At 71.3% G+C, this 18,198-nt stretch carries 2 protein-coding genes; both read left to right on the top strand.

From position 1 onward, the window contains the following. The coding region (locus tag ACIBCK_RS38920; protein WP_399398072.1) for an SDR family NAD(P)-dependent oxidoreductase at positions 1-2,433 on the top strand (2,433 nt) is incomplete at its 5' end. 97 nt (positions 2,434-2,530) lie between these two features. Further along, the coding region (locus ACIBCK_RS38915) for a type I polyketide synthase (RefSeq protein WP_399398071.1) at positions 2,531-18,198 on the top strand (15,668 nt) is incomplete at its 3' end.

Below are 18,198 nucleotides of genomic sequence, written 5' to 3'. Positions count from 1 at the left end.
TATGGGGAGTTCGTGGAGGTGTCGCCGCATCCGGTGCTGACTGCCGCGGTGACCGAGACCGCGGAAGACGCGGGTGTGGCCGGTGTGCTGGCGGTAGGCACGCTGGAGCGGGACAACGGCGGCGCGACCCGCCTTGTGCGATCGCTCGCCGAGGCTTATGTCGGCGGGCTGCCGGTGGACTGGAAGTCGGTCCTGCCCTGCGGTGAGCAGGTGGAGTTGCCGACGTACGCCTTCCAGCACCAGAGGTACTGGCTGGAGTCGGCGGCAACCCCGGTCCCGGTGGGCGGGGGCGGCGCGAGCACGGCGGCTGAGGCCCAGTTCTGGGCGGCCGTAGAGGGCGGCGACCTGGCGCAGATCGCGGACACGCTGGCGCTCGACGATCAGAACCAACTCGACTGTGTGCTGCCCGCGTTGGCGTCCTGGCGCCGCCGCGAGCAGGACCGCTCGGCGACCGCGAACTGGCGCTACCGCGTGACCTGGGCGCCGGTCCCTGAGCCCGACTCCCGTTCGCTGTCTGGGACTTGGCTGGTGGTGACCACGCCGGAGCAGGCAGGTGACGGCCTCACGCGAGGGTGCGTGGAGGCACTGACCGTCGCAGGCGCCGAAGTGGTGCTCCTGGAGACCACGGCGACGGCCGACCGCGAGCGGATGGCCGAGCGGATCCGCACGGAGCTGCCGGAATCCGGGATCAACGGTGTGGTGTCGCTCCTTGCGCTGGACGAGACGCCCGTACCCGAGCATCCGGTGGTGGCCGGAGGTCTCGCCGCGACGCTGATGCTCGTGCAGTCGCTGGGCGACGCGGAAGTGGACGCGCCCCTGTGGGTGGTGACGTCCGGTGCGATGGCCGCCGGACCGGGCGAGGCCCCGGCACGTCTGGTGCAGTCGCAGGTGTGGGGTCTGGGCCGGGTTGTCGCTCTGGAACACCCGGACCGTTGGGGCGGGTTGGTCGATCTGCCTGCCGTCCTCGATGACTCTGCTGGTACGCGCCTCGCGGCGGTGGTGGCCGGGTGTGGTGAGGATCAGGTCGCGATCCGCTCGGCCGGGCTTCTGGGGCGGCGGCTGACGCGGGCTTCCGGGCCTCGGGCGGTCGGTGCGGAGTGGACGCCGCGTGGGAGTGTCCTGGTCACGGGCGGTACGGGTGCGATCGCCGGGCATGTGGCGCGGTGGCTGGCCGGGCGCGGTGCGCCTCGCCTGGTGCTGACAGGACGTTCCGGTCCCGCCGCCTACGACATCGCGGCGACGGCCGCGGAACTGGCGACCGCCGGGACCACCGTCGACGTAGTGGCGTGTGACGTGAGCGACCGGCCGGAGCTCGCCGGGCTTGTGGGCTGGACCGGCGCGACCGGTCCCGCGCTGTCCGCGGTGATGCACACCGCGGGCGTCGGACAGGCGACCACCGTCGAGGAGACCGATGTGGCCGAGACGGCCGCTGTGCTCGCGGCCAAGGCCGCCGGTGCCGTCCATCTCGACGAGCTGACCCGGGAGATGGGCCTGGACCTGGACGCCTTCGTGCTCTTCTCGTCGATCTCGGCGACCTGGGGCAGCAGCGTCCAGCCCGCATACGGCGCGGCCAACACCTTCCTGGACGGCCTCGCCGAGTACCGCAGGGCGCAGGGTCTTCCCGCGACCTCGGTGGCCTGGGGCCCGTGGGGCGGCGGCGGCATGACCGACGACGACACCGCGACGTGGATGGCGCGGGGCGGTCTCCACGCCATGGAGTCCGCCCACGCGGTCCAGGCGCTCGCCCAGATCCTGGACGGCGGCGAAGGCCTCGTGACGGTCGCGGACGTGGACTGGGCGCGATTCGCCCCGACGTTCACGCTGCGGCGGTCGAGCCCGCTCATCGAGGACCTGCCCGAGGTGCGGCAGGCCCTGGAGGGCCCCGTGGTGGACGCGGCTGCCGACTCGGACGCGGGTACGGCGTTGCGGCAGGAGCTCGCGGGGCTTTCGCGCGCCGAGCAGAACCGGACGCTGATCAAGCTGGTCCAGAGCAAGGCGGCATCGGTGCTCGAGTACGCGTCGGCCGAGGCCGTGGAGGCCACTCGCGCCTTCAGCGACCTGGGTTTCGACTCGCTGACCTCGGTCGAACTGCGTAACCGACTGAGCACCGCGACCGGCCTGAAGCTGCCCGCCACCCTCCTGTTCGACTGCCCCACCCCGGTCGCCCTGGCCGAATTCCTCTGGAACGAGGAGTTCCAGGACGGTCCTGTACAGGGGTCCCTTGTCGAGGAGGTCGACCGGCTCGGGTCGCTCCTGACCGGGGCGACACCGGACGAGAAGACATATCAATTGATCACCGATCGCCTCCAGGGGCTGATTTCCCAGTGGAGCGAGATAGGCGCCGATTCGGAGCGCCAGGCGGTCGCGGAGAAGATCGGGTCCGCAACGGATGACGAGATATTCGAGTTCATTCACAAGGAACTCGGCAGGTAAGTAGTTACCAGAGTCAGCCGAGTCGCCCGAGTTCCCTGAATCACCGGTAATTGCGGACAGCAAGCTTGCATTTCAAAGACTGGAATGGTGAGACCCGATGGCCAACGAAGAGACTCTCCGCGATTACCTCAAATGGGTAACGACCAACCTGCACGACACCAAGAAGCGTCTGCGTGAGGTGGAGGAGCGCAGCCACGAGCCGATAGCGATCGTCGGCATCGGCTGCCGTTACCCCGGAGGTGTCCAGGCCCCGGAGGACTTCTGGAAGCTGCTGGCCAACGGGGGCGACGGTGTCGCAGGGTTCCCTGACGACCGTGGCTGGGACATCGAGGAACTGTACGAGCAGGATCCGGACGGCATTTCGCGGGTGCGCGAGGCGGGATTCATCGACGACGCGAGCGGGTTCGACGCGGGCTTCTTCGGGATCAGCCCGCGTGAGGCCGTGGCGATGGACCCGCAGCAGCGGGTGCTGCTCGAAGTGTGCTGGGAGGCGTTGGAGCGGGCCGGCATCGACCCGGCGTCGCTGCGCGGCTCGCTGACCGGGGTGTTCGCAGGCGCCTCGCTGTCCGGCTACGGGTTCGGCACGGACGAGGACCTGGACGTCCACCTGATGACCGGGACATCGACCAGCGTCATCTCGGGGCGGGTCTCGTACTCACTGGGCCTGGAGGGCCCGGCGGTGACGGTGGACACGGCGTGTTCGTCGTCCCTCGTGGCGCTGCACATGGCCTGCCAGGCGGTCCGCTCCGGGGAGTGCTCCCTGGCGCTTGCCGGTGGCGTCACCGTGACGGCGATCCCGATCATGTTCACCCAGTTCTCCCGGCAGCTCGGCCTCGCCCAGGACGGGCGGTGCAAGGCCTTCTCGGCAGCGGCCGACGGCATGGGCATCTCCGAGGGCGCCGGAATGGTGGTCGTGGAGCGCCTTTCGGACGCCCGCAGGCTGGGGCATCCGGTGCTCGCGGTGGTCCGTGGATCCGCCCTGAACCAGGACGGTGCGTCCAACGGCCTCGCCGCGCCGAACGGCCCCTCGCAGCAGCGGGTCATCCGGGCGGCGCTCGCCAGTGCCCAACTGTCCACCGCCGAGGTGGACGTGGTGGAGGCGCACGGTACGGGTACGACGCTCGGCGACCCGATCGAGGCCGGGGCGATCCTCGCGACCTACGGTCAGGACCGTCCCGACGACCGTCCGATGTGGCTCGGCTCGGTGAAGTCCAACATCGGGCACACCCAGGCGGCGGCCGGTATCGCGGGCGTGATCAAGATGGTCCTCGCACTGCGGGGCGAGCGGATGCCGCAGACGCTGCACGCGGAGGAGGCATCGCCGCACATCGACTGGACGGCAGGTGACGTACGCCTGCTGACCGAATCCAAGCCGTGGCCCATCGGGGAGCGGGCGCGCCGTGGCGGTGTGTCCTCGTTCGGCGTCAGCGGCACCAACGCGCACATCATCATCGAGGAAGCCCCCGCGGAGGACGCGGAGGACAGCGGGTCCGAGGAAGCCCCCGCGGCGGACGGCGGGTCCGAGTCCGAGAAAGCCGTCGTCACCGTGTCCGCCGAGACGTCGCCCGTGGTGTCGGGAGCCGCGGCATGGGTGGTGTCGGGACGCTCGGCGGACGGTCTTGTCGCGCAGGCGGGCCGGTTGCGCGACTGGACGGCGGCGAGGCCGGGCCTCGAAGCGGGCGACGTGGGCTGGTCGTTGGCCCTGACGCGCTCGGTGTTCGAGCACCGGGCCGTGGTGCTCGGCGCGGACCGCGACGCGCTGGCCGGTGGCCTGGAGCAGCTCGCCGACGGCGTTCCGGCGAGTGGTTCGGCGAGTGGTTCGGTCGTCTCAGGTGTGGCCCATTCGACCGCCCGCTCGGTGTTCGTCTTCCCCGGCCAGGGCTCGCAGTGGCTTGGCATGGGCCAGGAACTCGCGGCCTGCAGCCCGGTGTTCGCGGCACGCATCGCCGAGTGCGAGAAGGCGCTCGCCCCGTACGTCGACTGGTCGCTCGCCGACGTCCTCGCCGGGGCGGACGGTGCGCCCGAGATGGTGGCCGCCGATGTGGTGCAGCCGGTGCTGTGGGCGGTGATGGTGTCGCTTGCGGCGGTGTGGGAGGCCGCAGGTGTGACTCCTGAAGCTGTGGTGGGCCACTCACAGGGTGAGATCGCCGCGGCGACGGTCGCGGGCATGCTCAGCCTTGAGGACGGCGCGAAGGTGGTGGCGCTGCGCTCCCAGGCGTTGCGGGCGATCACCGGCGTCGGCGGCATGATGTCGGTCACCGAGCCCGCCGCCCGGGTACAGGAGCGCATCGAGCGATGGGACGGACGTCTTTCGCTCGCCGTCGTCAACGGCCCATCGGCAGTGGTGGTCTCCGGCGACGTCGCCGCGCTGCGGGAACTGCAGGAGGAACTGCAGGGCGAAGGCGTGCGCGAGCGGATGGTCGCCGTGGACTACGCCTCGCACTCCGCCCAGGTGGAGCAGCTTGAGGAAGGGATCACCTCCCTCCTTGCCGGGGTGACACCGCGCGAGGGCCGGATGCCGATGCTCTCGGCCGTCACCGGCGAGGTCCTGAACGGCGAGGAACTGGATGCCGCCTACTGGTACGCCAGCCTGCGCGCCACGGTGCACTTCGAGCGGGCGGTCCGCACGCTCGCGGGCATGGGCCACCAGGTGTTCATCGAGGTCTCCCCGCACCCCGTACTGATCGCACCGATGACCGACACCCTGGAAGAGGCCGCCGCCGACACGGGTCCCGGCGCGCGGCCCGGCGCCGTGTGCAGCACACTGCGCAGGGACGACGGCGGCGCGATGCGCATGCTCACGTCGATCGGCGAGGCCTTCGTGGCCGGTGTGCCCGTCGACTGGGCAGCCGTCCTGCCCACCGCCGAGTGCGTGGAGCTGCCCACGTACGCCTTCCGGCACGAGCGCTTCTGGCCCAAGGGCATGCTGGCCCTGCCGGGCGCGGCACCCGCGGGCGGCGGTGACCCGGCGTCCCTCGGCCAGGGCGCGGTGGGGCACCCGCTGCTGCGCGCCGTGGTGGAACTCGGCGGCGGTGCGGGCTTCGTATGCACCGGGCGTCTCTCGCTGCGCTCACAGCCGTGGCTCGCCGACCACGCCGTCGGCGGCGTGGTGCTGCTGCCGGGCACCGGCTTCGTGGAGATGGTGGTCAGCGCCGGACATCAGGTGGGCTGCTCGCTCCTCGAGGAACTGACGCTGCAGGCGCCGCTCGTGCTGCCGCCCGGCGGCGGTGGCGTACAGGTCCAGGTGGTGGTGGGTGCGGCCGACGACGAGGGACGCCGCGATGCGGACGTCTTCTCCCGGCCCGACACACCCGATGACGAGCAGGAATGGGTGAAGAACGCCGGTGCCGTCATCGCCCCCTCCCGGGCGGGCGCACAGGCGGAGCAGGACCTCGCCGTCTGGCCGCCGCGGAACGCCGAGGGGCTGGACATCACGGACCTGTACACGGTCCATCTGGCCGACATCTACGGCCCCGCGTTCCAGGGGCTGCGATCGGTCTGGCTCCGTGGCGACGACATCTTCGCCGAGGTGGCACTGCCCGATTCCGTGGTCGAGGACGCGTCCTCGTACGGGCTGCACCCGGTGCTCCTGGACTCGGCGCTCCTCGCCGCCGTCGTGGCGGACCAGGCGGGCGCCGACGCGGCCGACCAGGGCGAGCAGGGCCAGGTGCGGATGCCGTTCGCGTGGACGGATGTGGAACTGCACGCGGCCGGAGCGTCGTCCCTACGGGCCCGGCTGCGCCGGGACGCCCAGGGCAATGTGACGCTGACGGCGGCTGACGCCACCGGTCAGCCGGTGATCTCGGTGGCATCGCTGGTCACACGCCCGGTCTCCGCGGACCAGCTGCAGGCCAAGGACGAGTGGCTGAACGACGCGCTGTTCACCGTGGAATGGGCCGAGCTGCCCCAGAGCGCGCCCGTCGACGGACAGTGGGCGCTGGTCGGCGCCGACCGCTTCACCGTGGCCGACCGGCTGAACGCCGCCGGGATACCGGTGACCGCGTACGCCGACATCTCCGAGCTCGTCGCCGGCATCGCCGCGGGCGAGACCACCCCGAGCATGGTGCTCGCGTGCGTCGGCGCCGATGGTGCCGACGATGTGCCGGAGGCGGCCCGAAGGTCCGCTGGCGAGGCGCTCTGTCTTGCCCAACAGTGGCTGGCAGAGCAGGAGTTGGAGTCCGTGCAGCTGGTGGTGGTCACCCGCGGCGGGATGGCCGTCCGGTCCGGCGAGCACGTGACGGACGTGGCGGCGGGCGCGGTGTGGGGCCTCCTGCGATCGGCGCAGCTGGAGAACCCCGGGCGTCTGATCCTCGCCGACCTGCCGGAGGCCGAAAGCGATGGCGACCTCGCGGTGCTGCCCTCGCTCCTCGGCAGCGGCGAACCCGAAGTGGCCGTCCGTGGCAGGCACGGCTACGGCAGGCGCCTGGCTCGCCCGGCGGGCGAACTCGTGCTGCCCGACGCCACGGAGGAGCCTTCGACTCCCCAGGACGGCACAGCCCTGCGATCGGTCCTCGTGACCGGCGGTACGGGAACCCTTGGCGGCGTGGTGGCCCGGCATCTGGTGGCCACCGGGCGGGCCGGTGGGGTGGTGCTCGTCAGCCGCTCGGGCCCGGGTGCCGCTGGAGTGGCCGCCCTCGCCGCCGAGGTGGCGTCGCTCGGGGCGTGGGTCCGCGTGGTCTCGTGCGACGTGGCCGACAGGGACGCGCTTGCCGCGCTCCTCTCGACCCTCCCGGACGAGTGCCCGCTCGGCTCCGTGTTCCACGCCGCGGGCATCATCGACGACGGCCTGATCGACTCGTTGACCGACGAGCGGGTAGCCGCGGTGATGCGTCCGAAGACGGACGCGGCTTGGCATCTGCACGAACTGACCCAGGACATGGACCTGGACCACTTCGTTCTGTTCTCCTCCGTGGCTGCCGCGTTCGGCGGGCCGGGGCAGGGCAACTACGCCGCGGCCAACGCGTTCCTGGACGCCCTCGCGGTGTACCGCAGGACGGCGGGCCTCGCGGGGACGTCCCTCGCGTGGGGCCCGTGGATGCCCGAGGCGGGCATCGGCCGCGACCTGGCCGAGCTCATGCTCCGCCGTATGACCGCGTCCGGACTCGCGGCACTGGACGAGGACCAGGGACTGCTCCTGCTCGACATCGCCCTGACGCGCCCCGAGGCCCTCCTGGTCCCGGCCCGCCTCGACAAGGCCGGACTGCGGGCGGTGGCGGCAGCCACCGGCATCCCGCCCCTCTGGGAGCTGCTTGCCGACGACCTCATCCCCCGTCGTGCGACCGTCACTTCAGCCGCCAACGGCGCGGGTACCGGCGCTGGAGCCGCGGATGCGCTGCGACAGCAGCTGGCCGCCCTGCCGGGTGCGGAGCGCGACCGGGTGCTCCTCGACCTGGTCCGCACCCACGCGGCGGCGGTACTCGGACACGCGTCGGGCGACGCGATCGAGGCGGCGAGGCCGTTCACCGACCTGGGCTTCGACTCGCTGATCGCGGTCGAGTTCCGCAACCGGATGAACCCGGCGACCGGACTCCGGCTGCCCGCCACACTGGTCTTCGACTATCCGAGCCCCATCGCCCTCGCCGGACTGCTGCGAGAGCAGCTGGCAGGCGACCTCGCCGACGTCGCGGAGCCCACCGTCCCGGTGGCGGCGACCCAGGAGTTGGACGAGCCGATCGCGATCGTGGGAATGGCATGCCGATTCCCGGGCGGCGCGACAAGCCCTGACGAGCTGTGGCAGCTCCTTTCCACGGGCGGCGACGCGATGTCGACCTTCCCCACCGACCGTGGCTGGGACATCGAGGCTCTGTACAACCCGGACGTCGAAAGCGTCGGCACCTCCTACACGCAGGTGGGTGGATTCCTCCAGGACGCCAGCGGCTTCGACGCGGCCTTCTTCGGCATCAGCCCCCGCGAAGCCCTCGCCATGGACCCGCAGCAGCGGCTCCTGCTCGAAGTGGCCTGGGAGGCCTTCGAACGGTCCGGCATCGACCCGGCGAGCCTGCGGGGCAGCCAGACCGGCGCCTTCGTCGGCGGCTACGGCTCCTCGTACCTGGCGCTCACCATGGAGGACGAGGAAGAGGTCGAGAACCTCGGCGCGCACCTCATGACGGGCAACGCGGCCAGCGTGCTCTCCGGCCGCCTGTCCTACACCCTCGGTCTCGAGGGCCCGGCGGTGACGGTGGACACCGCGTGCTCATCGTCCCTGGTCGCACTGCACCTTGCAAGCCAGGCGGTGCGCTCGGGCGAGTGCTCGCTCGCACTGGCAGGCGGGATCACGGTCATGGCGAGCCCGGACGGGTTCCTCGCGTTCTCCCATGCCCGAGGGCTCGCGGCGGACGGAAGGACCAAGGCGTTCTCGGACGCGGCCGACGGCATGGGCATGGCCGAGGGCGCGGGCATGCTGGTCGTCGAGCGCCTTTCGGACGCCCGGCGCAACGGCCACCCGGTCCTCGCGGTGGTACGCGGCTCCGCCATCAACCAGGACGGCGCGTCGAACGGCCTGACCGCCCCGAACGGCCCCTCCCAGCAGCGGGTCATCCGCTCCGCCCTGGCCAACGCCCGCCTGACGGCCGCCGATGTGGACGTGGTCGAGGCGCACGGTACGGGCACCACACTGGGCGACCCGATCGAGGCCGGGGCCATCCTCGCGACGTACGGCCAGGAGCGGGCGGGCCAGGAGCCGCTGTGGCTGGGATCGATCAAGTCGAACATGGGGCACACCCAGGCGGCGGCCGGTGTCGCGGGCATCATGAAGATGGTCCTCGCCCTCCAGCACGAGCAGTTGCCGAAGACGTTGTACGCGGATGAGCCCTCGTCCCACGTGGACTGGGAGGCCGGCGACATCAACCTGCTGAACGAGCAGGTGCCGTGGCCGTCCGGCGGGCGGGTCCGCCGTGCCGGTATCTCGGCGTTCGGCATCAGCGGCACGAACGTGCACGTCATCGTGGAGGAGACCCCCGAACCCGAGCCCGACGACGCCGAGGTGCTCGTCGAGGACGAGGGGAGCGGTGCGTCCGCAGCCGTGGCGGTCGTCGAGACCGGCGAGGCCGGCGCGTGGCTGGTGGCGGGCCGCACGGCCGACGGCCTGACGGCGCAGGCGGGCCGGTTGCGCGACTGGACGGTGGCACGGCCGGAGCTCGCACCGGCGGATGTGGCGTGGTCGCTTGCCGCGACGCGGTCGGTGTTCGAGCACCGGGCGGTCGTGGTGGGCGGTGACCACGGGGAACTGGTGTCCGGCCTGCAGAGCCTGGCGGCCGGAGTCCCGGCAGGTTCGGTGGTGTCGGGCGTGGCCCGACCCGGCGCACGCGTGGTGTTCGCCTTCGCGGGCCAGGGTTCTCAATGGATGGGAATGGGCCGGGAGTTGGCCGGGTGCAGTCCGGTGTTCGCGGCGCGGCTCGCGGATTGCGAGCGGGCGCTGGATCCGTTCGTGAAGTGGTCGCTGAGCGATGTTCTGGCGGGTGCGGAGGGTGCGCCCGAGTTGGTGGCCGCCGATGTGGTGCAGCCGGTGCTGTGGGCGGTGATGGTGTCGCTTGCGGCGGTGTGGGAGGCCGCGGGCGTGACGCCGGACGCGGTGGTGGGTCATTCGCAGGGTGAGATCGCGGCGGCGACGGTGGCGGGGATGCTCAGTGTCGGGGACGGCGCGCGCGTTGTGGCGTTGCGTTCGCAGTCGCTGAGGGCGTTGGCGGGTGCGGGCGGGATGCTGTCGGTGAGCCTGTCCGCTGCGGCGGTTGAGGAGCGTCTGCCGCGCTGGGGCGAGAGCCTTTCGCTGGCGGCGGTGAATGGCCCGGCGGCAGTGGTGGTTTCCGGTGAGCCGGAGGCACTTGAGGAGCTCAAGGCCGAGCTGGAAGCGGACGGCGTACGAGCACGCATGGTCGCCGTGGACTACGCCTCGCACTCCGCTCAGGTGGAGCGGCTTGAGCAGGAGATCACGGCTGCTCTGGCTGATGTGGCCCCGCGCAGGGGCCGGGTGCCGATGGTGTCGGCGATGACCGGCGAGACGCTCTCCGGCGAGGAGCTGGATGCCGCGTACTGGTACGGAAGCCTGCGCGCGACGGTGCACTACGAGCGCGCCGTGCGGACTCTCGCCGATACGGGCCACCAGATCTTCATCGAAGTCACCCCGCACCCGGTGCTGTTGGGCGCGATGAACGACACCTTGGAAGAGGCGGTCCTGGAAGCCGGTCCTGGCGCGGTTCCGGGCGCCGTGTGCGGGACGCTGCGGCGCGACGACGGCGGAGCGGCGCGGCTGCTCACGTCGCTGGCCGAGGCGTTCGTGCAGGGCGCGACGGTGGACTGGAGCACGGTGCTGCCCGTCGGTGAGCGGGTGGAGTTGCCGACGTATGCGTTCCGGCATCAGCGGTTCTGGCCGGAGGGTGTGCTGGCGTTGCCTACGTCGGCGGGGTCGGTTGTCGGTGGTGATGGTGCGAGTACGGCGGCGGAGGCGGAGTTCTGGGCGGCTGTCGAGGGCGGTGACCTGGCGCAGCTCGCGGACACGCTGTCGGTGGATGGTGGCCGTCCGTTCAACGAGCTGCTGCCCGCGCTGGCGTCCTGGCGGCGCCGCGAGCAGGACCGGTCGGTGACGGCGAGCTGGCGCTACCGGGTGAGCTGGGCGCCCATCGCCGAGCCCGACTTCCGTGTGCTGTCCGGGACTTGGCTGGTCGTGGCCCCCTCTGGACTTGCGGAGGACGACCTCGCACAGGGATGCGTGGCGGCACTCGGTGCGCGTGGGGCCGAGGTCGTAGTGGTCGAGGTTCCGGCCGGGGTCGTGGACCGTGCCGAGCTGGCCGCGCTGCTGGAGGGTGTGGAATCCGGCGGCGTCGCGGGCGTGCTTTCGCTCCTCGCGCTGGATGAGACGCTGGTGGCGGACCACCCGGTGGTGACCGGCGGTCTGGCCGCGACGCTGGGTCTCGTACAGGCGCTGGGCGATGCGGGAGTCGTCGCGCCACTGTGGTGTGCGACGCGCGGTGCGGTGGCGGCCGGGCCGGGCGAGGCGCTCGCGCGTCCGGTGCAGGCACAGGCCTGGGGTCTGGGCCGAGTCGTCGGTCTGGAACACCCGGAGCGTTGGGGCGGTTTGGTCGATCTGCCCGCGACGGTCGACGAGCGTGCGGGTACGCGCTTGGTGGCGGTGCTTGCCGGATGCGGTGAGAACGAGGTCGCCATCCGGTCGGCGGGAGTACTGGGCCGCCGCCTGACCCGGGTGCCGCAGTCCCGTGGTGCCGATGAGGGTTGGACGCCGCGCGGCAGTGTGCTGGTCACCGGCGGTACGGGTGCGGTCGCGGGCCATGTGGCGCGCTGGCTGACCGGCAAGAACGCGCGGCGTCTGGTGCTGACGAGCCGTTCCGGTCCTGCCGCCTACGACATCGCGGCGATGGTCGCGGAGCTGGCCGCTGCCGGGACTGCCGTCGATGTGGTGGCTTGTGATGTGAGTGACCGGTCGGAGCTTGCCGGGCTGATCGCGTGGACTGGTTCGAGTGGTCCTTCGTTGTCGTCGGTGATGCATACGGCGGCGGTGTTGGACGACGGTGTGGTGGACCGGCTTTCGGTGCCACGTCTGGAGACGGTCCTTGCGGCGAAGGCCGCGAGTGCGGTGTATCTGGACGAGCTGACAGCGGACCTCGACCTGGACGCGTTCGTGCTGTTCTCGTCGGCCGCGTCGACGTTGGGCGGTCCGGGGCAGGGCAACTACGCGGCGGCCAACGCCTTCCTGGACGCGCTGGCGGAGAACCGGCAGAGCCGCGGTCTCGCCGGTCTCGCGGTCGCCTGGGGGCTGTGGGGCGGGGGTGGACTCGCGGAGTCGAACGAGGCGATCCGGTCGCGCATGCGGCGCGCGCCCATGCCCGCGATGGACCCGCAGCTTGCGGTGAGGGCGCTCGGCGAGGCCCTGGACGGCCCGGATGCCGTCGTGACCGTGATGGACGTCGACTGGGAGCAGCTGGGCTCGGCGCCGGGCACGGCGAACGTGCACGAGATGCCGTTGGTGCGGGACCTCCCCGAGATCCGCCAGCTGGCTGCCGTGGGCTCGCGTGCCAGTGGTACGCAGCGGAGCGACGGCGAACTGGCCCGGCGCCTTGGCGGAATGGCACGGGCCGAACAGGACCGGGTGCTCACGGATGTGGTGCGGGCGGAGGCCGCCGCGGTCCTGGGCCACGCCTCGGCGGACATGGTGCAAGCCAGGCAGGCGTTCAAGGACCTGGGCTTCGATTCGCTGACGGCGGTCGAGCTGCGCAATCAGCTGAACGCGGCGACCGGATTGCGGCTGCCCGCCACGTTGGTCTTCGACTACCCGACTCCGGTCGTTCTTGCCGGGTTCCTGCGGGGTGAGCTGACCGGGGATGAGCAGGCGGACGCCGGTGCTCCGGTGGCCGTGGCGGCGGTCGCGGCTTCGGATGAGCCGTTGGCGATCGTCGGTATGGCGTGCCGTTTCCCGGGGGGTGCGGGCAGTCCGGAGGAGTTCTGGGAGCTGCTGTCCACGGGCGGCGACGCGGTGGGCGGCTTCCCGACCGACCGCGGCTGGGACCTGGAGGGCTTCTACGACCCGGACCCGGAGAGCGAAGGAACCACGTACACGCAGTCGGGCGCTTTCCTGCGCGGTGCCACGGAGTTCGACGCGGGGTTCTTCGGGATCAGCCCGCGTGAGGCGCTCGCGATGGATCCGCAGCAGCGGCTGCTTCTGGAGACGTCGTGGGAGGCGCTCGAGCGCGCCGGTATCGACCCGAAGGCCTTGCAGGGCAGCGCCACCGGTGTCTTCGCGGGCGGTTTCGGCTCGGGCTACGCGATCGGCATGGCGCTGACCGGCCAGGACGGTTCCGGTGTCGAGGGCCATCTGATGACCGGCAATTCGACCAGTGTGCTGTCCGGCCGCATCTCCTATGTGCTCGGTCTTGAGGGTCCGGCGGTGACGGTGGACACGGCGTGTTCGTCGTCGCTTGTGGCCCTTCACCTCGCTGTCCAGGCGGTGCGTTCGGGTGAGTGCTCGTTGGCGCTGGCCGGTGGTGTGACGGTGATGGCGACCCCGTTCTCGTTCGTGGAGTTCTCACGGCAGCAGGGTCTTTCGGTGGACGGTCGGTGCCGTGCGTTCTCCGAGGACGCCGAAGGCACCGGCTGGGCCGAGGGCGCGGGCATGCTCGTCGTCGAGCGGCTCTCCGACGCGCAGCGGCTCGGCCACAAGGTCCTGGCCGTGGTGCGCGGCAGCGCGATCAACCAGGACGGCGCGTCCAACGGCCTCTCCGCGCCCAACGGCCCCTCACAGCAGCGCGTCATCAGGGCGGCCCTGGCCAATGGCCGGTTGTCGGCCGCCGATGTCGATGCGGTGGAGGCGCACGGTACGGGTACGACCCTTGGCGACCCGATAGAGGCGCAGGCGCTGCTCGCCACCTATGGTCAGGAGCGTTCGGACGGGCGGCCGTTGTGGCTGGGTTCGGTGAAGTCGAACATCGGTCACACGCAGGCGGCGGCCGGTGTGGCGGGTTTGATCAAGATGGTCCTCGCCCTCCAGCACGAGCAGCTGCCGCAGACGTTGCACGCGGATGAGCCGTCGTCGCACGTGGACTGGACGGCCGGTGACGTCAGGCTCCTGACCGAGTCGGTGCCGTGGCCGTCCGAGGGCCGGGTGCGTCGTGCAGGCGTGTCGGCATTCGGGATCAGTGGCACCAACGCGCACATCATCGTGGAGGAGGCCCCTGAGCTTGATGACCGTCCGTCGGCCGAACCGGTCGACGCACCTCCGGCGGTCGTCGGTTCCGGTGAGATCGGCGCGTGGCTGGTGTCGGGTCGGTCCGCGGACGGGCTTGTGGCTCAGGCGGGTCGGCTGCGTGAATGGCTCGTCTCCCGGCCGGAGTTGGAGCCGGTGGACGTGGGCTGGTCGCTTGCGGCTTCACGGTCGGCGTTCGAGCACCGTGCGGTCGTGGTGGGCAGCGAGCGTGGAGAACTCGTCAGCGGCCTGGAGAGTCTGGCCGCTCAGGTGTCGGCGGGCTCGGTGGTGTCGGGCGTGGCCCGTTCGGATGCGCGGGTTGGTCTGGTGTTTGCGGGTCAGGGTTCGCAGTGGGTGGGGATGGGGCGGGGTTTGTATGAGGGCAGTCCGGTGTTTGCTGAGACCTTCGACCGTGTGTGTGGGCTGCTTGAGCTGGAGTTGGGTGCGTCTGTTGGTGCATCTGTACGGGATGTAGTGCTGGGTGTGGATGGGGTGGACGCGGGCCTGGTTGACCAGACGTTGTATGCGCAGGCGGGGTTGTTCGCTTTCGAGGTGGCGTTGGCTGCGGTGTTGGAGGCGGCTGGTGTGGTCGCCGATGCTGTGGTGGGTCATTCGGTGGGTGAGGTCGCGGCTGCGTACGTGGCTGGGGTGCTGTCGTTGGCGGATGCGTGCCGTTTGGTGGCGGCGCGTGCGCGGCTGATGCAGGAACTCCCCAGTGGTGGGGCGATGGCGGCCATTGGCGCGTCGGAGGCCGACGTGCTCGCCACTCTGGCGGACATACCGGGTGTGGTGGTCGCGGCGGTCAACGGTCCTGACTCGGTGGTGGTTTCGGGTGAGGTCGGTGCTGTGGATGCGGTGGTGGAGTCGTGGCGGGAGCGGGGCCGTCGAGTGCGGCGGCTGCGCGTATCGCACGCCTTCCACTCCCCGGCGATGGATCCCGTATTGGATGAACTCGCTGCCATAGCTGGAGAGTTGGAGTACCACCGCCCGCACGCCATGTGGGCCGGTGCGCTGAGCGGTGAGGTGCTGTCGGAGTGTGAGGGCGGGTACTGGCCTGCGCAGACGCGGCAGGCGGTGCGGTTCGCGGATGCGGTGGCTGCGCTTGCGGCGCAGGGTGTGTCGGTGTTCATCGAGGTGGGCCCGGATGGTTCGCTGTCCGCGCTCGGCCCGGATGCGGTGGCCGGTGTCGGCGGCGACGAGAGCGTCTTCGTACCGCTCCAGCGCCGCAAGGAGCAGGCCGTGTCGGGTCTGGTGACCGGTCTGGCGCGGGCGTTCGTGCAGGGTGCGGCCGTGGACTGGCCGAAGGTGCTCCCGGCGGGTGAGCGGGTGGAGTTGCCGACGTATGCGTTCCGGCATCAGCGGTTCTGGCCCGAGGGTGTGCTGGCGTTGCCCACGGCGGCGTCCATCGTCGGCGGTGATGGTGCGAGCACGGCGGCGGAGGCGGAGTTCTGGGCGGCTGTCGAGGGCGGTGACCTGGCGCAGCTCGCGGACACGCTGTCGGTGGATGGTGGCCGTCCGTTCAACGAGCTGCTGCCCGCGCTGGCGTCCTGGCGGCGCCGCGAGCAGGACCGTTCCATGACCGCGAACTGGCGCTACCGGGCTGCCTGGGCTCCGGTGTCGGAGCCCGACTCCCGTGTGCTGTCCGGGACTTGGCTGGTCGTGGCCCCCGCTGGGCTGGCCGAGGACAGCCTCACGCGGGGATGCGTGGAAGCTCTGGCGGCTCGTGGGGCCGAGGTCGTCGTGGCCGAGGTTCCGGGCGGGCTCGTGGACCGTGCCGAAGTGGCGGCCGTGCTGGGATCGGCGCTTGAGGGTACGGAAACCGCCGCGGTGACGGGCGCGCTTTCGCTCCTCGCGCTGGACGAGACGCCGGTGGCGGAGCATCCGGTGGTGACCGGCGGTCTGGCCGCGACCTTGGGCCTGGTGCAGGCCCTCGGTGACATCGCTGTGGTCGCGCCGTTGTGGCTTGCGACGCGTGGTGCGGTGGCGGCAGGGCCGGGTGAGGCGCTGGCCAGCCCGGTGCAGGGTCAGGTGTGGGGTCTTGGCCGGGTCGTCGGTCTGGAACACCCGGACCGCTGGGGCGGCTTGATCGACCTGCCCGTGACGGTCGACGAGCGGGCCGGTGCGCGCCTGGTGGCGGTGCTTGCCGGGTGCGACGAGGACCAGGTCGCGATCCGGTCGGCAGGAGTACTGGGCCGACGCCTGGCCCGAGCTGCGCAGCCTCGCGGTGAAGTCCGTTGGACGCCGGGCGGCAGCGTACTGATCACCGGTGGGACAGGGGCCATCGCCGGGCATGTGTCGCGGTGGCTGACCGGCAGGGGCGCGCCGCGCCTGGTGCTGACCAGTCGCTCCGGGCCCGGCGCGCAGGGTGCGGCCGAGCTGGCGGCCGAGCTGGCCGCTGCCGGGACTGCCGTCGATGTGGTGGCTTGTGATGTGAGTGACCGGTCGGAGCTTGCCGGGCTGATCGCGTGGACTGGTTCGAGTGGTCCTTCGTTGTCGTCGGTGATGCATACGGCGGCGGTGTTGGACGACGGTGTGGTGGACCGGCTTTCGGTGCCGCGTCTGGAGACGGTCCTTGCGGCGAAGGCCGCGAGTGCGGTGTATCTGGACGAGCTGACTGCCGACCTCGACCTGGACGCGTTCGTACTGTTCTCGTCGGCCGCGTCGACGTTGGGCGGTCCGGGGCAGGGCAACTACGCCGCCGCCAACGCGTACTTGGACGCGCTGGCGGAGAACCGGCAGAGCCGCGGTCTCGCCGGTCTGACCGTGGCCTGGGGCGTATGGGCGGGCGGCGGTTTCGCCGAGTCCAGCACCGTGGTGCGGGAGCGGGTCAAGCGTGGCCCGATGCCGCCGATGGACGCGCAGCTCGCCGCGCGTGCCCTGGGCGAGGCCCTGGACGGCCCGGATGCCGTCGTGACCGTGATGGACGTCGACTGGGAGCAGCTGGCGTCCACGCAGGGCGCGGCGGATGTGCGCCGGATGCCGCTGCTGCGGGACCTCCCCGAGGTCCGCCAACTGGTGGCCGCGGGTACGGGTGCGGGCACGGATGACATGGTGCGTGGAGAGCGCGAACTGGCCCGGCGGCTCGCCGGTCTCGGCAGGGCGGAGCAGGAGCGGGTACTCACCGATGTGGTGCGGGCCGAAGCCGCAGCCGCCCTTGGCCATGCATCGGCTGAAGCGGTCGAGGACCGGCGGGCGTTCAAGGACCTGGGCTTCGATTCGCTGACGGCGGTCGAGCTGCGCAATCAGCTGAACGCGGCGACCGGATTGCGGCTGCCCGCCACGTTGGTCTTCGACTACCCGACTCCGGTCGTTCTTGCCGGGTTCCTGCGGGGTGAGCTGACCGGGGATGAGCAGGCGGACGCCGGTGCTCCGGTGGCCGTGGCGGCGGTCGCGGCTTCGGATGAGCCGTTGGCGATCGTCGGTATGGCGTGCCGTTTCCCGGGTGGTGCGGGCAGTCCGGAGGAGTTCTGGGAGCTGCTGTCTTCCGGTGGTGACGCGGTGGGCGGCTTCCCGACCGACCGCGGCTGGGACCTGGAAGGCTTCTACGACCCGGACCGCGAGAGCGAGGGAACCTCGTATACGCAGTCGGGTGCCTTCCTCCGGGACGCGGCACAGTTCGACGCGGGGTTCTTCGGGATCAGCCCGCGTGAGGCGCTCGCGATGGATCCGCAGCAGCGGCTGCTCCTGGAGACGTCGTGGGAAGCCCTTGAGCGCGCCGGTATCGACCCGAAGGCCTTGCAGGGCAGCGCGACCGGCGTCTTCGCCGGTGGCTTCGCGTCGGGCTACGGGTTTGGCGTGACGATGGCGGGTGAGGGTGGATCCGGCGCTGAGGGCCACCTGATGACGGGCAATGCGACGAGTGTGCTGTCCGGCCGGGTGTCGTATGTGATGGGTCTTGAGGGTCCGGCGGTGACGGTGGACACGGCGTGTTCGTCGTCGCTTGTGGCGCTGCATCTCGCAGCCCAGGCGGTGCGTTCGGGCGAGTGCTCGCTCGCGCTGGCCGGTGGTGTGACGGTGATGGCGACGCCGGGGACATTCATCGACTTCTCGCGGCAGCAGGGTCTTTCGGTGGACGG

The sequence above is a fragment of the Streptomyces sp. NPDC051218 genome (assembly GCF_044455475.1).
Classification (GTDB): Bacteria; Actinomycetota; Actinomycetes; order Streptomycetales; family Streptomycetaceae; genus Streptomyces.
This window is presented reverse-complemented; position numbering and strand designations above follow the sequence as displayed.